Origin of the sequence: Flavobacterium soli DSM 19725, from assembly GCF_000422705.1 — a bacterium.
Classification (GTDB): domain Bacteria; phylum Bacteroidota; class Bacteroidia; order Flavobacteriales; family Flavobacteriaceae; genus Flavobacterium; species Flavobacterium soli.
The window spans coordinates 128,834-146,249 of the sequence record NZ_KE383907.1; the positions used below are offsets into that span (position 1 = coordinate 128,834).

14 protein-coding genes are annotated in these 17,416 nt (G+C 34.5%); 11 read left to right on the plus strand and 3 right to left on the minus strand.

What is annotated here, in order from left to right; genetic code table 11:
* Window positions 1-59: 59 nt before the first annotated feature.
* Window positions 60-956: a DUF6607 family protein gene (locus G508_RS0116135; protein ID WP_026706274.1), complete on the minus strand. Its 897-nt coding sequence runs from the start codon at window positions 954-956 to the stop codon at window positions 60-62.
* A 108-nt stretch (window positions 957-1,064) separates the two neighbouring features.
* On the opposite strand from G508_RS0116135, the gene G508_RS0116140 reads away from it, so the two are divergent.
* Both G508_RS0116140 and G508_RS0116145 read left to right on the plus strand, forming a co-directional pair.
* Entirely contained in the window at window positions 1,065-3,209 is a 2,145-nt protein-coding gene (locus G508_RS0116140; RefSeq protein WP_026706275.1) for a TonB-dependent receptor plug domain-containing protein, read from the plus strand.
* 6 nt (window positions 3,210-3,215) lie between these two features.
* The gene (locus G508_RS0116145; protein ID WP_026706276.1) at window positions 3,216-4,628 is read left to right on the plus strand and encodes an HmuY family protein; all 1,413 of its coding nucleotides are present in this window, start codon (window positions 3,216-3,218) and stop codon (window positions 4,626-4,628) included.
* A 102-nt stretch (window positions 4,629-4,730) separates the two neighbouring features.
* Here G508_RS0116145 and G508_RS0116150 read toward each other — a convergent pair whose 3' ends face one another.
* A complete protein-coding gene (locus G508_RS0116150) occupies window positions 4,731-5,363 on the minus strand; it encodes a MarC family NAAT transporter (RefSeq protein ID WP_026706277.1) in 633 nt (210 codons plus the stop codon).
* A gap of 123 nt (window positions 5,364-5,486) precedes the next feature.
* On the opposite strand from G508_RS0116150, the gene G508_RS0116155 reads away from it, so the two are divergent.
* Both G508_RS0116155 and G508_RS0116160 read left to right on the plus strand, forming a co-directional pair.
* A complete protein-coding gene (locus tag G508_RS0116155; RefSeq protein WP_026706278.1) occupies window positions 5,487-6,605 on the plus strand; it encodes a carboxypeptidase-like regulatory domain-containing protein in 1,119 nt (372 codons plus the stop codon).
* A 42-nt stretch (window positions 6,606-6,647) separates the two neighbouring features.
* Window positions 6,648-7,013 carry a CoA-binding protein gene (locus G508_RS0116160; protein WP_026706279.1) on the plus strand — a complete coding sequence of 122 codons (366 nt, stop codon included), beginning with the start codon at window positions 6,648-6,650 and terminating at the stop codon, window positions 7,011-7,013.
* A gap of 153 nt (window positions 7,014-7,166) precedes the next feature.
* Here the strand turns inward: G508_RS0116160 and G508_RS0116165 are convergent, their stop codons facing one another.
* On the minus strand, window positions 7,167-8,669 hold the full coding sequence (locus G508_RS0116165; protein ID WP_026706280.1) for a sodium:solute symporter: 1,503 nt from the start codon (window positions 8,667-8,669) through the stop codon (window positions 7,167-7,169).
* A 174-nt stretch (window positions 8,670-8,843) separates the two neighbouring features.
* On the opposite strand from G508_RS0116165, the gene recR reads away from it, so the two are divergent.
* The 7 genes from recR (at window position 8,844) to G508_RS0116200 (ending at window position 17,416) form a co-directional block, all read left to right on the plus strand.
* Window positions 8,844-9,464 carry a recombination mediator RecR gene (gene recR, locus G508_RS0116170; protein WP_026706281.1) on the plus strand — a complete coding sequence of 207 codons (621 nt, stop codon included), beginning with the start codon at window positions 8,844-8,846 and terminating at the stop codon, window positions 9,462-9,464.
* Window positions 9,465-9,536: 72 nt separating this feature from the next.
* Window positions 9,537-10,337, plus strand: coding sequence for a polysaccharide biosynthesis/export family protein (locus G508_RS0116175; protein WP_026706282.1), 801 nt, complete (start codon window positions 9,537-9,539; stop codon window positions 10,335-10,337).
* A gap of 9 nt (window positions 10,338-10,346) precedes the next feature.
* On the plus strand, window positions 10,347-12,803 hold the full coding sequence (locus tag G508_RS0116180) for a polysaccharide biosynthesis tyrosine autokinase (protein ID WP_026706283.1): 2,457 nt from the start codon (window positions 10,347-10,349) through the stop codon (window positions 12,801-12,803).
* A gap of 177 nt (window positions 12,804-12,980) precedes the next feature.
* Window positions 12,981-14,378: a UDP-glucose 6-dehydrogenase gene (locus G508_RS0116185; protein ID WP_026706284.1), complete on the plus strand. Its 1,398-nt coding sequence runs from the start codon at window positions 12,981-12,983 to the stop codon at window positions 14,376-14,378.
* A 6-nt stretch (window positions 14,379-14,384) separates the two neighbouring features.
* The gene (gene rfbB / locus G508_RS0116190; protein WP_026706285.1) at window positions 14,385-15,440 is read left to right on the plus strand and encodes a dTDP-glucose 4,6-dehydratase; all 1,056 of its coding nucleotides are present in this window, start codon (window positions 14,385-14,387) and stop codon (window positions 15,438-15,440) included.
* Window positions 15,441-15,905 carry a UpxY family transcription antiterminator gene (locus G508_RS0116195; RefSeq protein WP_026706286.1) on the plus strand — a complete coding sequence of 155 codons (465 nt, stop codon included), beginning with the start codon at window positions 15,441-15,443 and terminating at the stop codon, window positions 15,903-15,905.
* Between the two features lie 500 nt (window positions 15,906-16,405).
* Entirely contained in the window at window positions 16,406-17,416 is a 1,011-nt protein-coding gene (locus G508_RS0116200) for an NAD-dependent epimerase/dehydratase family protein (RefSeq protein WP_026706287.1), read from the plus strand.

Consider the following 17,416-nt stretch of genomic DNA (forward strand, 5'->3'; position numbering starts at 1 on the left):
CCCAAATTCCAAGCTTTATAAGAGTGGGATTTGGGATTTTTCTATTGGAGTTTATAATTTTATTTTCTTACAAAGCTGTCAATTATTTTATCTGTTTCAGCTTTTGTAGCAGTTGGCTCTAAGGCAAATAAATAAGAAAAAAGTGTTTTTCTATCCACTTTCGCCTCAAGGCTCAGATCTTTATTTCGGTCAAAAACTGTTTGCCATTTTGCACGAACATTTTTCCACATTGCAGCATTTTCTTTCCAGAATTTCTGACCTGCAGCACATTTAGAATCTTCTACTTTTTTGTAATAGTCCGTTCCTTTTTCTTTTGCAATTATAATATCTTTGCCATCATCATCTCTCTGGATTTTTTCATTATCCTGATCATGAGTCCACCCTTGCTTGGTAACTTCATGCACGTTAGTTCTTTTTAAAACATTATAATCTTCCCTGATTGTATGTTCTCTTCTTGGTAGTGGAGCATCCGTGATGTTTTCCCAGTAATGTCTTCCGTCAACGTGAACCCATGTTGCTGTTCCTTCATATCTCGGACTATCATCAACTTGATACACTCTTTGTGTCCATTGTCCTTTTACAGCCTCTTTTGGTAGTGTTTGAAACTTCCAGGTATTGTCTTTATAAAACTGATATAGTTTAGTGTTTTCAAACTCCCAATCCTGTCTCCAGTGCTTGATAATCATCGTGTCGCTCACAATCAAAAGGTGTTGCATTACAATTTTATTCGGTTGGTCTTCTACCAATTCAACCCATTCCAATGCCTTTTCGTGTTTTGTTTTTGAAGGCTTGTAATTTTCGTCTTTCGTATAGTTGAAAGTCTCGGCAAAATTAAATTCTACTTCATAACAGCCACACATGGCTTTGATGGCTTTGATGTCTTCTTTTTTCTTGTCTTGAGCATTTCCGCTCAATGATAAAAGAGCAATAGCGGATACAGCAATCAGGTTTTTCATTTTATTGATGTTTAAAAATTTCTGATGCAAAAATATTAAATTTATTTAGAATAAGTAAAAATAACCTATATATTTGCAAAATAAATTTATTAAGACTTAATCTAAATAATGAAAACCAAGTTACCCCTTTTTACATTGTTTTTTTGTTCTTTGTCTGTGTTTGGTCAAGAATTGGAAAAAGATTCTGTTGTGAATAATTTGTCGGAAGTTGTAATTACGGGACAGTTTGAGCCACAATCTTTAAAAAAATCTGTACACAACGTGAGAGTTATTACTAAAGAAGATATAAAACAACTAGCTGCTAATAATTTAGGAGATGTTTTAAATCAGTACTTAAATATTTCAATTAGAACAAGCGGTAGTGATGGTCGTTCAACGGTTTCTATGTTTGGTCTTGACTCACAATATTTTAAAATTTTAGTTGATAATGTTCCGTTGGTAAGTGATACAGGTTTAGGGGGCAACATTGACTTGACCCAAGTAAACCTAGACGACATTGAACAAATTGAAATTATAGAAGGTTCGATGGGAGTTACCCACGGAGCAAATGCTGTTACCGGAATTCTCAATATTATTACGAAGAAGAAATCGGCTTATAAATGGGAGATATCAGCAACTGCACAAGAGGAAACAGTCTCGGACGAGTTTGCTTTTTTTAACAAGGGAAGACATATCCAATCTGCCAAAATTTCTCGCAATATAGGTGAAAATCTTTTTGTAACTGTTGGTGGAAATAGAAACGATTTTGCAGGCTTTTTCGATACCAGGCAAGGTAAAGATTACATTCAAAACGACGGATCAAGAGGATACAGTTGGCTTCCAAAAGAACAATTAACAGGGAATGCATTTATAGGTTATACAAAAGCTGACTATAGGGTTTTCTATAAATTTGATTATTTTAAAGAGAACGTAGATTTCTACAATGCCGTAGTAGTGCCACAGGATAATTATCCCTTTCCTGATACGCATTATGCAAATGACAGAAGGTATATTTCTAACAGATTTTACCATCATTTAAATTCCTACGGAAAGATATTTTCAAAACTCAAGTATAATATTTCGCTTTCTCATCAGAAGCAATCACGTGATGTTGAGAAGTTTAATTATCTGATGGAAAGCAAACAAGAAACGGCTAACGATAGACAAGTGTATCAATCTAAAGAAGTATTATATTCTACAGGAACCTTGAGTGATTTTTTTAATAGCAAAAAAGTAGATTTACAATTGGGCTATGAAATCGTAAATGAAAAAGGTTTCTATGATGCAACTGCAGGAACTTTTAAAGATGATCAACAGCAAACCAAGGATGTCAGAAAACGCCTGGAAAATTATGATTTTTTTAGTGCTGCGGAAATAAATGTTACGGATAAATTTTCGCTTCGACCTGGATTTCGTTTTTCTTTTCAATCAAAATTTGATAATCAATATGCAACGTCTCTTGGATTACGTTATTTATTTAGCAAAGGAATTGAAACGAGAGTTTCACTTGGAAAATCCTACAGAGCTCCAAATTTTGATGAACTTTATACCTACTTTGTAGATTCAAACCATGATCTTCAAGGCAATGAGAATTTGATTCCAGAAACAAGTACATCGTATGAGGTTAGTTTTAAAAAATCTACATTTTTCACTTCTGGGCTTCAACTTTCAAATACGTTAGCTGTTACTTTTTTAGATGTTGATGATAGAATCAGTATGGTTTTAGAGCAAGTTACTCCTACTCAACAGTACAAATATTTAAATATCGATAAATATAAAATGTGGAATGTTTCTTCAACCCATCAACTTGCTCACAAAAACTGGAATGCAAAAGTTGGTTTGGCACTGGTAGGAATTTCTCAAAAAATTGATTTAGCTGCATTAAATGTTACTTCAGATGATAAGTTTCTCTATGCTTTGCAGATGAATTCTAATGTTTCGTATAAAATCTCAAAGAGGAATACCTTGATTTCAGTTTATTATAAATATAATGGAAAGCAACAACAGTTTGTTTCTTCATCTGATAACAATGGAAATGCTGAATTTGCACTTTCAGAGCTTGAAGCTTATGGATGGATGGATGCGTCAATTAGAAAATCATTTTTCAAGAATCAATTTGAAGTTACCGTTGGAGCTAGAAACGTTTTAGATATTCAAAGCGTTCAACTCACACAAGCAGGCTCAACAGGCGTTCATGCTGCAGGATCTGATATCCTTTTAGGATATGGACGTTCTTATTTTCTTAAACTCTCGTATAACCTTAATTTTAATTAATATATCATGAAAAAAAATCTCTTTTTTATTCTATTCGCTTCTTTGCTAGCTTTCACGGCATGTAATGACGATGATAGTACAACAAGTACTCCAATTTCTATTGCATTTTCTGTTCCGTCATTAAATTTGACTGATGACACAACAGCGGTTCAACTTTTATTTTCTGAGCCAACTCCATCTGCTGGATTTGTAACGCTTACTTATAATGCAACTGCTGTAACTTATGGAACAGATTTTACAACTGTTCCTGCTGTTGAAGACAATAAAATTGTTGTTCCTTTTGAAGCGAATGTTACTTCAACTTCTTTCGCTTTCAATAAATTAATTAATGCGATCGAAGGACAAGTGAAAAATGTAGTTTTTACTATTTCTGAAGTTTCTTTTGATACTACTGTTGAAGGAAATACTACAATTCAGTTAAACTTTAATGAAACAGCTTCATTAGGTGCCGCTTTGGCTGCGGAAGTTGGAGGTGCCACACAACCGAACCAAGTTTATATCGATTTGAGTAGTGGAGCAATGACAACCGCACCAAGAGTTTCTTGGGATTTAGGTTTTTATTCAGGGTCTGAATTTAGAGTTGCATTAAACGGTTCGGTTAAAATGTCTGCAAAGCAACTTCAAACTACTAATATAGATTTAGTTCAAGAAGAAGATTTGACAATGATTATTGCTCAAGGCCAAGGTGTTGCTAACCAAATTGATAACCCGTCTGGAGAAATTACTGGCGAAACTGGTACTGCTATTGCTGAAATCTCTGAAAATGATACAGACAATAAAGTATATTTGATCAACATGGGAAGTAACCCTGCAACTACGGCTCCAGCAGTTGGGTCTGAAGGTTCTGCATCTGGTTCATCAAGAGGGTGGAAAAAAGTAAGAATTTTGAAAAGTGGAAATGATTATAAAGTTCTTTATGCTGATATAAATGCTACAACCCACCAAGAAATTACAATTACTAAAAATAATGCATTCAACTTTACATTCTTAAGTTTTGCAAATGGTATTGTAAATGTTGAACCACAAAAAACACAGTGGGATATCAATTTTACAACTTTTACAAATTTGTTAGGAGGAACGACTCCTTATTATTTTCCAGATTTCGTTGTAAATAATGTAAAAGGTGGAGCCAAAACATATCAGGTTTTAACAGCAGATTTTACTTATGATAATTTCACGAAGGCAAATGTAGTTGAAGCAAACTTCAATAATGATCAAAGAAATATTGGTTCTAGCTGGAGAAGTACTTCTGTAACAGGAGGTGATGGAGTACCTGTATCTCAATTTGTATTAAAAACGGATCGTTTCTATGTGATTAAAGATCCAGCAGGAAACATTTACAAATTGAAATTTACAGGTGGAGCAAGTGAATCAGGAGAAAGAGGATATCCAACTTTCCAATATTCATTATTACAATAAATTTTAAAATGCCACGATCAAAACCTATTAAAAGCAGTTTTTTTGTTTGAATTATTTATAGTTTAGTTAGTGAGAAGCCTTCGCCCCCCAGCGAAGGTTTTTTTATGACATTAAATTCCCTTTGATGATTGAGACAATCGCACTCACGATATATTGGATACCAATTGCGATTACAATAAAACCAACAATTCTAGAAATTGCCACAATCCCGGAAGCGCCAAGGATTTTAGACAAATAATGAGCACTTCTTAGAATGATAAAAATAGAAAAGGCAACAGCCAAAATAGCCAAACTTGCTATGATAATTTCATGTGTTTCCTGATGGTCTTGGTAAAAGGCAATCAAAAGCGAAATCGAACCTGGACCGGCCAACATCGGAATTGCCAATGGTGTCAAGGCAATATCGTTACGGTTTTGAACATCGTTTTCTACTTTTTTATTGATACCGCGTGTCTTTTTGAATTTACCCGTCAATAAAGAAAATCCCGAACTCACGATAATCAAACCACCGGCAATTCGCAAAGCTTCAATGCTTATTCCGAAAAAATCCAGAACATATTGCCCTACAAAAAAAGAAATAATCAAGATGATAAAAACATCAATCGCCGTCCATAATGAAATTCTCGAACGTTCCTTTTTATCGTCATGTTGCGTCAATCCAACAAAAATTGGCACCGTTCCAATGGGATTCAAAACAGAAAAAAGCGCGGCAAAGATGTAAATAAATAATTCCATAGTTTTTTTGCAAAATTAGGGTTTCAGCGTTTGGGTATTCGTAAAGTTATGAATAAATAATTATTACCCTACTGGAAAATATTTTTTTTTAAAAACCCTATATTTGTCGAAAGCCATAACCTGATGAAAAAAAGCTACAAAAAGTTCCTGTTGTTTTTAATTCTTTTATCCAATATTACAGTACAATCTCAACTTATAGAAGGTACTATTTTGGATAGTAAAACCAAGGAAACGCTTCCCGGTGCTACTGTCTATCTTGACGGAACGACCATCTCGACCATCACCGATACCAATGGATATTTTAAAATAAATACCAAGGGTAATAATGCAACTTTGGTAGTGAGTTTTATAGGATATTCGACTTATAGGCTTGATAATCCGTTACAGTATGTCAATAAAAAACTCAAAGTGATGTTGGTTGAAGAATCCATAAGTTTGGATGAGGTTGTCGTTGGAAAAGGGCCTTTCAGCCGAAAACAAATGATGAAGGTTTTCAGGGAACAATTTCTGGGTGAATCAAAGGCAGGAAGATCTTGCAAAATCTTGAACGAAGATGATATTGTGTTGTATTATGATGTTTCCACTAACACTCTGAATGCTTCGGCACGAAATCCACTGAAAATCATCAATAAGCATCTAGATTATGAAGTCAATTTTGATTTGGAGGAACTCATTGTACAATACAATTATAAAAGCTTAGACAAGTTCAACCAAAGCCGAAGCTATTTCTCGGGTACAACCTTTTATAAGGATATGTCAAAAAACAATCGGGCCGATAAAAAGCGTCGTGAAACCTTTTATGGTTCGGCTACACATTTTGCCCTTACAGTGGCAAATGAAGCATGGGAAAAAGAAGACATCAGGCTTTTTGTTGAGGGTTGGCCAGTGAATCCAAAGGACTATTTCAAAGTGAAAGACACGCTTGGAGTCAAGCAAGTAACCCTGATAAAAGAGCCACAAAAGGAAGTCAAAGACTTTACTTTGGATAAAAGTCCTTCCAATAACGTCACCTTTACAGATAAAGGAAAAACAAAATTAGTGAAGGTAAATTTTAATATTCTCTATAAAAAGGAGCATCAGTCGATAGTTGAATTTGTCGACAAAGTAATATATGTAGATGAAAACGGCAACTATTCTCCCATCTATGGCATCCTTTATGGCGGTTACATCGGGACTCTAAAAGCAGGCAATATGTTACCCATAGATTATTATCAAGTTATTAAAGAAATGCAAAAGGGATAAAAACTTCCGTCAGGAAACAGTAATTTTACAAAAAAAATCAACATGAAAAATAAGAAAACCCTGGTGCTCGGTGCTTCCGAAAATCCATCACGATATTCCAATATGGCCATCAAGAAACTTTTGGCAAACGACCAATCTGTTGTAGCAATCGGTCAAAAAGAAGCCGAAGTAGAAGGTGTGAAAATCCAAACCAAGCAAATACCTTTCACGAATATCAACACCGTGACGCTATACCTCAATCCGCAACGTCAAAGGGATTATTACAATTATATAGTAGGGCTGCAACCCAAACGTGTCATCTTCAATCCAGGAACCGAAAATCCAGAATTCTATCAATTATTGAAGCTCAACAACATTCAAGTCGAAATCGCTTGTACACTCGTTTTGCTATCGATGAAACAGTACTAAAAAATCTTTTTTATAGTTTGGAGCGAATCGCTCGGGCTTTTTTGGAAACCATTTTCCCGCTTTCCACTACTATCTTTTTGTTCCGAACCCCGGAACAAAAAGTATAGTAGCTCCAATCGGGGCTATTTAAAAATCCATTTTTTCTCCAGAAACTTAAAACCTCGTTTGCTGAGTCGCTTTCTTGCTAATCAATAGCAATCCGATAAAAGTCAATCCGCCATTCAAGATAATCAGCTCCTCTGCAAATTCATAATTTCCAAACAGTTCCTTTGAATATAAACTGATGATGAAGGTTATGGCTGGTGCCAAAATGCAAATAATGGGAACTAATCTGTCCTTTACAGTTTTGGTTTTCATAAACAATCCAAAAGCATACAATCCCAAAAGTGGTCCATAAGTATAAGCTGCAATCTTAAAAATCAAGCTCACCACCGAGTCGCTATTCACCAGATAAATTACTAAAATAACCAAAAACATCAACCCCGAAAACCCGATGTGAACCCAATGTCTTGTTCTCACCATATTGGGATTCGAAGCATTTTCGACCTTGTCCATACCCAGAAAATCGACACAGAAAGAAGTGGTCAAAGCCGTCAAAGCCGAATCAGTTGTGGCAAATGTTGCAGCCGTTAATCCTAAAAGAAAAACAATTGCAGGAATCAACGTCAGATGATTGAAGGCAATTTCGGGAAACAGCAAATCGGTTCTTGGTTTTCCCGTAAAACTATCCAACGGCACCGAGATTCCATTTCTTTCGGCATACATATAGAGTAGGGCACCCACACTCAAAAAGAAAATATTGATGATCACGAAAATTCCTGTAAAGGTGAACATGTTTTTTTGGGCTTCGCCAATATTCTTACAGCTCAAATTCTTCTGCATTAAATCCTGATCCAGTCCTACCATGGCGATAGTAACGAAAATTCCTCCCAAGATTTGTTTTACTACAAAGTTGCTTTTCAGCCAATCTTCATAAAAGAAAATCTTCGAATAATTGCTGTTTTTTACAGCTTCAAAAGCTTGCGGAATGCTATAATCCAAGCTGTCACAAATAAAATAAATCGTGAAGATCACCGATGAAACCAAGAAGATGGTTTGCAAAGTGTCGGTTATAATGATGGTTTTGAGACCTCCGCGATAAGTATAAGTAAAAATTAGGGCCAAAGAGCCAAAAACGGTAATCCAAAATGGAACGCCAAAAGCATCAAAAACATACCGTTGCAAGACAATCACGACCAAATATAATCGCGCTGCAGAACCAATCGTTCGGCTGATTAAAAAAATCGAAGCAGCCGTTTTATAGGAAACCGTACCCAAGCGTTGCTCGATATAACCATAGATAGAGGTGAGGTTCATCCTGTAATAAAGCGGCAACAATACTTTTGCGATCAATAGAAAACCTATTGCATTTCCCAATACAAACTGAAAATACTTAAACTGCACATCAGGAGAACCCACTTGTCCTGGAACCGAAATAAACGTAACACCTGATAATGCCGTTCCAATCATCCCGAAGGCAACAAGATACCATTTTGAGTTTTTGTTGGCCTTGAAAAAAGCATCGTTTCCACTGTCTTTTTTGCTGACAAAATGTGAAATGAGGAAAAGTACTCCGAAATAAATTATGATTAAAAGTAAAATAGCAGTTGGTGTCATTCGTTACATTTATTTGAAGCCAAAATAGAAAAAAAAAATAGATAATCAGATAATTTTGTGTTTTGTAAATAGAAAATCTAATTATCTGCTGAATCGATTTCTAAATACTTTCGAGTTTTTAAAATTATCTAATTATCTAATTGCCCCATTTTCTAATTCATTACTTTTGCAAATATGGAATTTTCATCAAAACTATTAGAAAAAGCAGTCAATGAGATGTCGCAATTGCCGGGAATTGGCAAGAGAACAGCTTTGCGATTGGTGTTGCATTTATTAAAACAGCCAAAGGAACAAACTTCATTCTTGTCGCAATCACTCCTCAATATGCGAGAGGATATAAAATTCTGTGAAAGCTGCCATAATATTTCGGATGTAGAAATTTGCGAAATATGCTCGAATAAAAACCGCGACCATCAGCTAATATGTGTGGTCGAAGATATTCGGGACGTGATGGCGATAGAAAACACGGGACAGTTTAAAGGTATCTACCATGTTTTGGGAGGAAAAATTTCGCCCATTGATGGTGTTGGTCCAAGCCAATTAAAAATTACATCGTTGGTAGAAAAAATCAAAAGCGGGAAAGTTAGGGAATTGATTTTTGCACTTAGTTCTACAATGGAAGGCGATACGACAAACTTTTACATCTACAAGCAAATTCAGGATTGCGAGATAATCACATCAACCATTGCTAGAGGAATTTCTGTGGGGGATGAGTTGGAATATGCAGATGAGGTTACTTTAGGAAGGAGTATTTTGCATCGCGTTCCATTTGAAAACTCTTTCAAGAGCAATTAAATAATTTTATAACACAGATGGATTTTTTTATTCTAAATGAAAAACTATATTTGTTTGCTAAAAAAGATTGAAATGAATCGAAATGCGGTATTTTTTTTATTATTTGTAGGACTCTTTTTTACTTCTTGTGTCCCAACAAAGGATTTGATTTATTTGCAAAATAAAGACAAATCGGATGTTCAAAACAACATAAATCCCATAGTTACTAAGCCTTATCGTTTGCAAATCAACGATATCTTGAACATCACTATCAAAGCTATTGATTCAAAATTAGTGAGTATGTTTAGTCCGACGCCTAGCGACAATACCAATCAAACTCAGGGGCTAAGTGAACAAGGACTTTACTTTAATGGATTTACCGTGGATGATCATGGGAATATAAGAATTCCGGTTATTGGTGAAGTAAATGTTATTGGTTATACCTTGGACGAAGTTAGAATCAAGATAGAGAAAGAATTGCTGGAAAATTATTTTAATAAAGAGGCTAATATTTTTGTAAACGTTAAATTATCTGGATTGAGGTTCACTGTAAATGGTGAAATCAATTCTCCAGGATCTAAACTCCTCTTTCAAGAAAAAGTTAATGTGCTTGAAGCGATTGCCAATGCTGGTGATATTACTGTTACTGGCGACAGGAAAAATGTAACCATCATCAGGCAATATCCACATGGAACCGAAATGCACGATATCGATCTGACCGATGTAAAAGTCATGCAATCTCCGTATTATTATTTGCAACCAAATGACTATATTTACGTAAAACCATTGAAACAAAAGTCATGGGGGACCGGAAAAACAGGTATAGAATCATTGGGAACCATCATAGCACTGCTTAGTTTGGCTACTACGACCTTTTTATTACTCAGAAATTAAGAAAAGAAAATGCTCGATACGAAAGATTTTTCATTTTTTGAAAGCCAAAATAATTTTGATTTTAAAGGCTTTTTGTTCAAAGTACTGAGCTACTGGAAGTGGTTTTTGTTAAGTTGGACCATTGCTTTTACAATCGCCTATCAGGTTAATATTCGAAAAGAAAAGATTTTTGGAATGTCTAATATGATTTCTGTAAAGGAAGAACGAAATCCTTTTTCGACTTCAAATACCAGCTTGGTTTTTAACTGGGGCGGAACTTCAGATCAGGTTCAGACTATTTCTACCATGCTAAAGTCAAGATCACACAATGAAATCGTTGTCGATAAATTGCAATTTTATATCAATTATCTCAAGCAAAGTGAGTATAATATTGTAGACGCATATGGAGAAGTTCCCTTTCATGTCAAGATCAATAAGCAAAGAGGTCAATTGTCTGCTAATTTGATTAGTATAAAATTTATTAGCGAATCGGTTTATGAAATCAGCATTCCTTTTGAAAGGGAAACTGTAAATTTGATTCATTATATAGATAACAGTACCACCACCACATCGGTTCAAACGGGAACTTTTACCAAGCAGTTTAGCATAGGTCAAGAAGTTGATTTGCCTTTTTTGAATTGGACTTTAGAAATTAATGAAAATCCAGGATTTTACAAAGGGAAAGAATATTTTGTTAGTTTCGGGGACTTTAATGGCACAGTTTCTCGCTACCAAGGCATTCGAGTAGAAGCCAGTTCTCCTGGAAGTTCAATTTTAACACTTTCGCTTCAAGGTACTAATAAAGCCAGATTAGTTAAGTATCTCAATGAAACGGTTGAGGTGCTTAGAATCAGTCAACTTGCAGCCAAAAATCAATTTGCTACAAACACGATTGCTTTCATTGATAGCACCATGCGAAACATGGAAAGACAATTGAAAGACAATGGTGATGAACTGAAAAATTTTAGAAAAGACAAAAACATTTTTGAAATCGAACAAGGAGGTTTAAAATTTTCTGATCAGCTTTTAGACTATAATGTTCAAAGAGATGGAATAGCAAGAAAGATAGCCTATTATAATTCGTTGAAGTCCTATTTGAATAAAAGTGTGGATTTCTCTAAATTGCCAGCACCAACCGTTGCTGGAATTGAAGATCCAAATATCGTAGTTAATGTTTCCAAAATCATTGAACTTTCTACCCGAAGAGCCGAACTGAAATATGCTGTAAAAAGCGAAAAATTGTTTCAAGAGTTTGACAATGAGATGGATGCTGTCAAGCAAGTGCTTTTAGAAAATATAGCTTCTGCAAAATCTTCGTTGCAGTATGACCTCAATATGATTGATGCCAATATTAATGAAGCACAGAGTACCTTGAAAAAATTGCCAGAAGAGCAACAGGAACTGATTAAAATCAAGCTTAAATATGACTTAAATAACAATATTTATAATGATTTTCTAGCAAAAAGAACAGAAGCTGATATTGTAAAAGCAGCAAACGTGTCAGATATAAAATTCATTGATCCGGCTAAAGATGTTGGAGGCGGATTGGTAGGGCCAAAAACGGGAGTTAATTATGTGTTAGCACTTTTTCTTGGTTTCTTAATTCCTTTAATTGTTGCTTTTGCAAATTTCTTTATTAATGATTCTATCCAAAATACTGATGATATCAGCAAGCTCACGACTTTGCCTCTAATTGGAGTTATAGGGAAAAAACAAAATGCAAATAATCTTTCTGTATATGAGAAACCAAAATCAGCCTTAGCTGAAGCCTTCAGGGCGGTTCGGTCATCATTGCAATTTCTTTACAAAAAACAAAAATTGGAAGGTGCAAAAACGTTGATGTTAACATCTTCTGTTAGTGGTGAAGGAAAAACGTTCTGTTCTATAAACATCGCTACAGTTTTTGCCATGAGCGAAAAGAAAACCATCATATTAGGTCTGGATTTGAGAAAGCCAAAAATCTTTGATGATTTTAAGATTACAAACGAAATTGGTGCAGTAAATTACTTGATTGGTCAAAAAACCGTAGATGAAGTTATTCAAAGCACACATATTCCATTTTTAGATGTTATTACTTCGGGGCCGGTTCCTCCCAATCCTTCGGAACTTATCATGAGCGATGCCATGAAAGAATTATTGGACGAGCTTAAAACCAAGTATGATTATATTATTCTCGATACACCACCTGTTGGTCTAGTTTCCGATGCTTTGGAATTAGTTCACCATGCCGATGTTATTCTCTATATCGTAAGGCAAAATTTTACTAAAAAAGGAATGATTACCTTGCTCAATAGTAGGGTGAAAAGGGGAGAATTAAATAATGTGAGTATGATTTTGAATGGTTTTGAAAACAAATCGAAGTATGGTTATGGATACGGCTATGGCTATGGCTACGGAAACTATGCATCAGGCTATCATGAAGAAGATGAAAAAGGAGGGAATTTTATTAAAAAAATAATCAAAAAGAAACCTAGAAAAGAAGAGTAGATTTTGAAGTAATTGTACTTTTAGAGAAAAAAGCGAGGAGGTTCGAGGAGTATTCGTATGGTTTGAAAAATTTATAACCTTAATAGGATTATAAATTCTATCTTTGCCGATGATTTGAAATTTAAGGAAATAGAGATTAAAAACATATTTTATAAGTTTTTTAAATTAAATTAATAAATGAAAATAACTAATATTTGCTGTATAGGGGCTGGTTATGTAGGTGGCCCGACCATGGCAATCATAGCTCAAAAATGTCCACATATTAAGGTAACGGTAGTTGATTTGAATGCGGAAAGAATAGCCTTGTGGAATGACAAAGATGTCAATAATATTCCCATATACGAGCCAGGTTTGAGTGATATTGTTGCAGAGGCAAGAGGTAGAAATTTGTTTTTTTCAACCGATGTTGAAAGCGCTATAGATGAAGCTCAGATGATTTTTATTTCTGTTAATACTCCAACCAAGACCTACGGTCTTGGAAAAGGAATGGCAGCTGATTTGAAATATATAGAGCTTTGTGCACGTCAAATTGCAGCTGTAGCAAAAGGTAATAAAATAGTTGTAGAGAAATCTACACTTCCTGTTAGAACTGCCGAAGCAATCAAAAATATTCTTGACAATACAGGAAACGGTGTTCAGTTTCAAATACTTTCAAATCCAGAATTTCTTGCCGAAGGAACCGCTGTAACGGATTTATTGAATCCTGATCGTGTTTTAATTGGTGGCGATATTACTCCAGAAGGGGCCGAAGCTATAGCTGCTTTGGTTGAAATTTATGCAAACTGGGTTCCAAAAGAGCAAATCCTGACGACTAATTTATGGTCATCAGAGTTATCAAAATTAACTGCAAATGCATTTCTAGCACAGAGAGTTTCTTCTATAAATGCTATGTCAGAACTATGTGAAAAAACAGGTGCTGATGTTAGCGAAGTAGCAAGAGCCATTGGAATGGACAGTAGAATAGGTTCGAAGTTTCTCAAGGCTTCAGTTGGTTTTGGTGGATCGTGTTTTCAAAAAGACATTCTTAATCTGGTATATATTGCCAAATCATATGGTCTTGATGAAGTTGCTGATTATTGGGAACAGGTGATTATCATGAATGACCATCAAAAAAGAAGATTTGCTAGCAATATCATTTCTACATTATATAATACAGTTTCAGGAAAAAAAATTGCTTTTTTAGGATGGGCATTTAAAAAGGATACCAATGATACAAGAGAATCAGCAGCAATATATGTTGCAGATTATCTGTTGAACGAGCAAGCCAATATTGCTGTATTTGATCCCCAAGTGAAAGAAGTTAAAATCCTTAATGATTTGGATTATTTAGGATCACGATCTTCAGATTTGAATCAACGAGGGATTAGTGTTCATGAAGATCCGTATGAAACCTGTAAAGGAGCTCATGCGATCGCCATCCTTACCGAGTGGGATGAATTCAAGGAATATGACTGGCAAAAAGTTTATGACAGTATGCAAAAACCAGCATTTGTTTTTGATGGAAGAAATATTTTGGATGCAAAAAAAATGGCAAGTTTAGGTTTTATATTTCAATCTGTCGGAAGTTCAAATTAAGAAGAAATGAAAAAAATACTTATAACAGGAGGTGCAGGATTTATAGGGTCGCATGTTGTGAGGCATTTTTTAAATAAATATCCCAATTACCATATTTTCAACTTAGATGCATTGACGTATGCAGGGAATTTAGAAAATCTGTCGGATGTAGAGCATCTTGCCAATTATACTTTTCTCAAAGGAGATATTACGGATGAGCATTATATCAATGCTCTTTTTTCAGAATATCAGTTTGAAAAGGTAATTCACCTAGCTGCAGAATCGCATGTAGATCGATCCATTGAAAATCCGCTGGCTTTTGTAAAAACAAATGTCATCGGGACACTTCATTTGCTCAACGCTTTTAAAAATTTATGGAAGGACAACTGGAATGATACATTATTTTATCACATCAGTACGGATGAGGTATATGGAACTCTGGGAGCCGAAGGTTTGTTTACAGAAACCACTTCCTATGACCCAAATTCACCCTATTCGGCTTCGAAAGCAAGTTCAGATCATTTTGTAAGGGCCTATGGTGAAACATATGGGATGCCATTTATCATAACAAATTGTTCAAATAATTATGGACCCAACCAGTTTCCAGAGAAATTGATTCCACTTTTTATTCACAATATCATCAATAACAAATCATTGCCAGTTTATGGTGATGGAAAATATACACGTGATTGGCTTTTTGTAGAAGATCATGCCAAAGCAATTGATTTGGTTTTTCATGAAGCAAAAGTCAAAAAAACCTATAATATCGGAGGATTTAATGAATGGCAAAACATTGAGTTGATCCATTTGTTATGCAAAATAATGGATAAGAAATTAAACCGAGCTGAAGGTACTTCGGCAGGTTTGATTACGTATGTAAAAGACAGGCCAGGTCATGATTTACGTTACGCGATTGATGCCTCTAAAATTAATGCTGAACTCAATTGGGAACCATCTGTAACCTTCGAGCAAGGATTGGAAAAAACAATCGATTGGTATTTGGAAAATCAAGGATGGTTACAGCATATTATTTCTGGAGAATACGCAAATTATTATGATCGTTCAGCCCTTAAAACGAAATAGATGCCTTGGTATGTTTTGTATACAAACCCTAAATCTGAAAAAAAAGTTGCTGAACAGCTCACCAAGATAGGTATTGAAGCCTATTGTCCATTGATTATAAAAATACAACAATGGTCGGATAGAAAGAAAAAAGTTGAAGTTCCCTTGTTTTCTTCTTATATATTTGTCAATATTGAAGAGCATAAAAGGGACACCGTTTTCGCAATTAGAGGTGTTGTTCGGTATTTATTTTGGTTAGGAAAACCGGGAATAGTTCTGGATGAAGAGATTTTGGAAATACAAAAAATGTTGCTTCAAAGTCCAATGGATGTAGAGGTTAGCCATCTTCAGCCAGGAAGTACTTTGAAAATTACAGAAGGTCCTTTCAAGGACCACTCTGGAATTGTCGAAGAAATAAGCAAAAATACAATTCGATTGATGTTACAATCCATCGGTGTTGTTTTAACAATAAAGCATTCAGTATAGTTAAATATTATATTACATGATTTTCATCATTCCAGATTTAGTGTGGGTGATGTTGCGAAGCGTTGGAATAAATCGAAGAAATTAACTTATGAAAATTGTAATTATATTCTGTGTTTTGATTTTTTCATGCTGAACGTGTGAAGATTTTAGAGGAAGAGAGAGAAAGCATTGCGCTTTCCTAGTTCTTGGTTCACAAATAGATCAAATTCTTTGATATAGAAAAAATAGTTCTATTTAACGATAATTGAGCAGTATGCTATATGAAAAAAAGGTAGGTTTGGAGATGGAATTATCACTTACACAACAAAATTATACATCGATCCCCTAACATTCATAAGATGTGAATGCAAGAATAAAAGTTTTATGGATATAAGAATGTGATGAAAGATAAACATCATTTCATTTTAACAGAAGAGATTATAGCTTTTTACAATAGTACTTTTCGTAAAGAAGTTAAAGAAAAGTAATTATAAAAAATGTTTAGTAAAACTAAAATATAAATGAAAATACTTGTAACAGGAGCAGCAGGTTTTATAGGTTATCACTTATGTGAACGATTATTGGGTTTAAACCATGAAGTTATTGGACTGGATAACATTAATGATTATTACGATGTCAATCTTAAATATTCAAGACTTGAAAATTTAGGAATTTCACGCAGTATTATTGAACATAAAAAAATTATAAGCAGTAGCAAGTATAGTGATCATTTTAGATTTATAAAACTAGATATTAAAGATAAAGATGATTTAGATATAGTTTTTGAGAATCACGGATTTGATATGGTTTGTAACCTTGCTGCACAGGCTGGGGTAAGGTATAGTTTAGAAAATCCTTCTGCCTATATTGAGAGCAATGTGGTTGGCTTTTTAAATATCCTAGAAGCATGTAGGAATTATAAAATTGACAAACTTGTTTATGCAAGTAGTTCTAGTGTTTATGGGTTAAATGAAAAAATTCCATTTTCAGTATCAGATAATGTAGATAATCCAATCAGTTTATATGCTGCAACTAAAAAGAGTAATGAATTGATGGCTCATACTTATAGCCATTTGTTTGGTATAAAAACCACAGGGTTGCGTTTTTTTACTGTTTATGGGCCTTGGGGAAGACCCGATATGGCGATGTTTTTATTTACTGAGGCTATCCTTAATGACAAACCAATAAACGTTTTCAATAATGGAGCACTTTATAGGGATTTTACGTATATCGATGATATTGTTGAAGGTGTTGTATCCTGTCTTTTAAAAGAAACAGATGATAAAACATTATATAGATTATATAATATTGGAAATAGTAAACCAGTTCGCTTATTAGATTTTATTTCAGAAATAGAAAAAAGAACTAATAAAACAGCGGTTAAAAATTTTTTACCAATGCAAGCTGGAGATGTAGAGAAAACTTGGGCAGATGTTACAAGTCTGAAGAATGATTTTGGTTATGAGCCGAAAACTAATATAGAAAAGGGTGTAGAAAATTTTATTAATTGGTATAAAGAATATTATAATTAG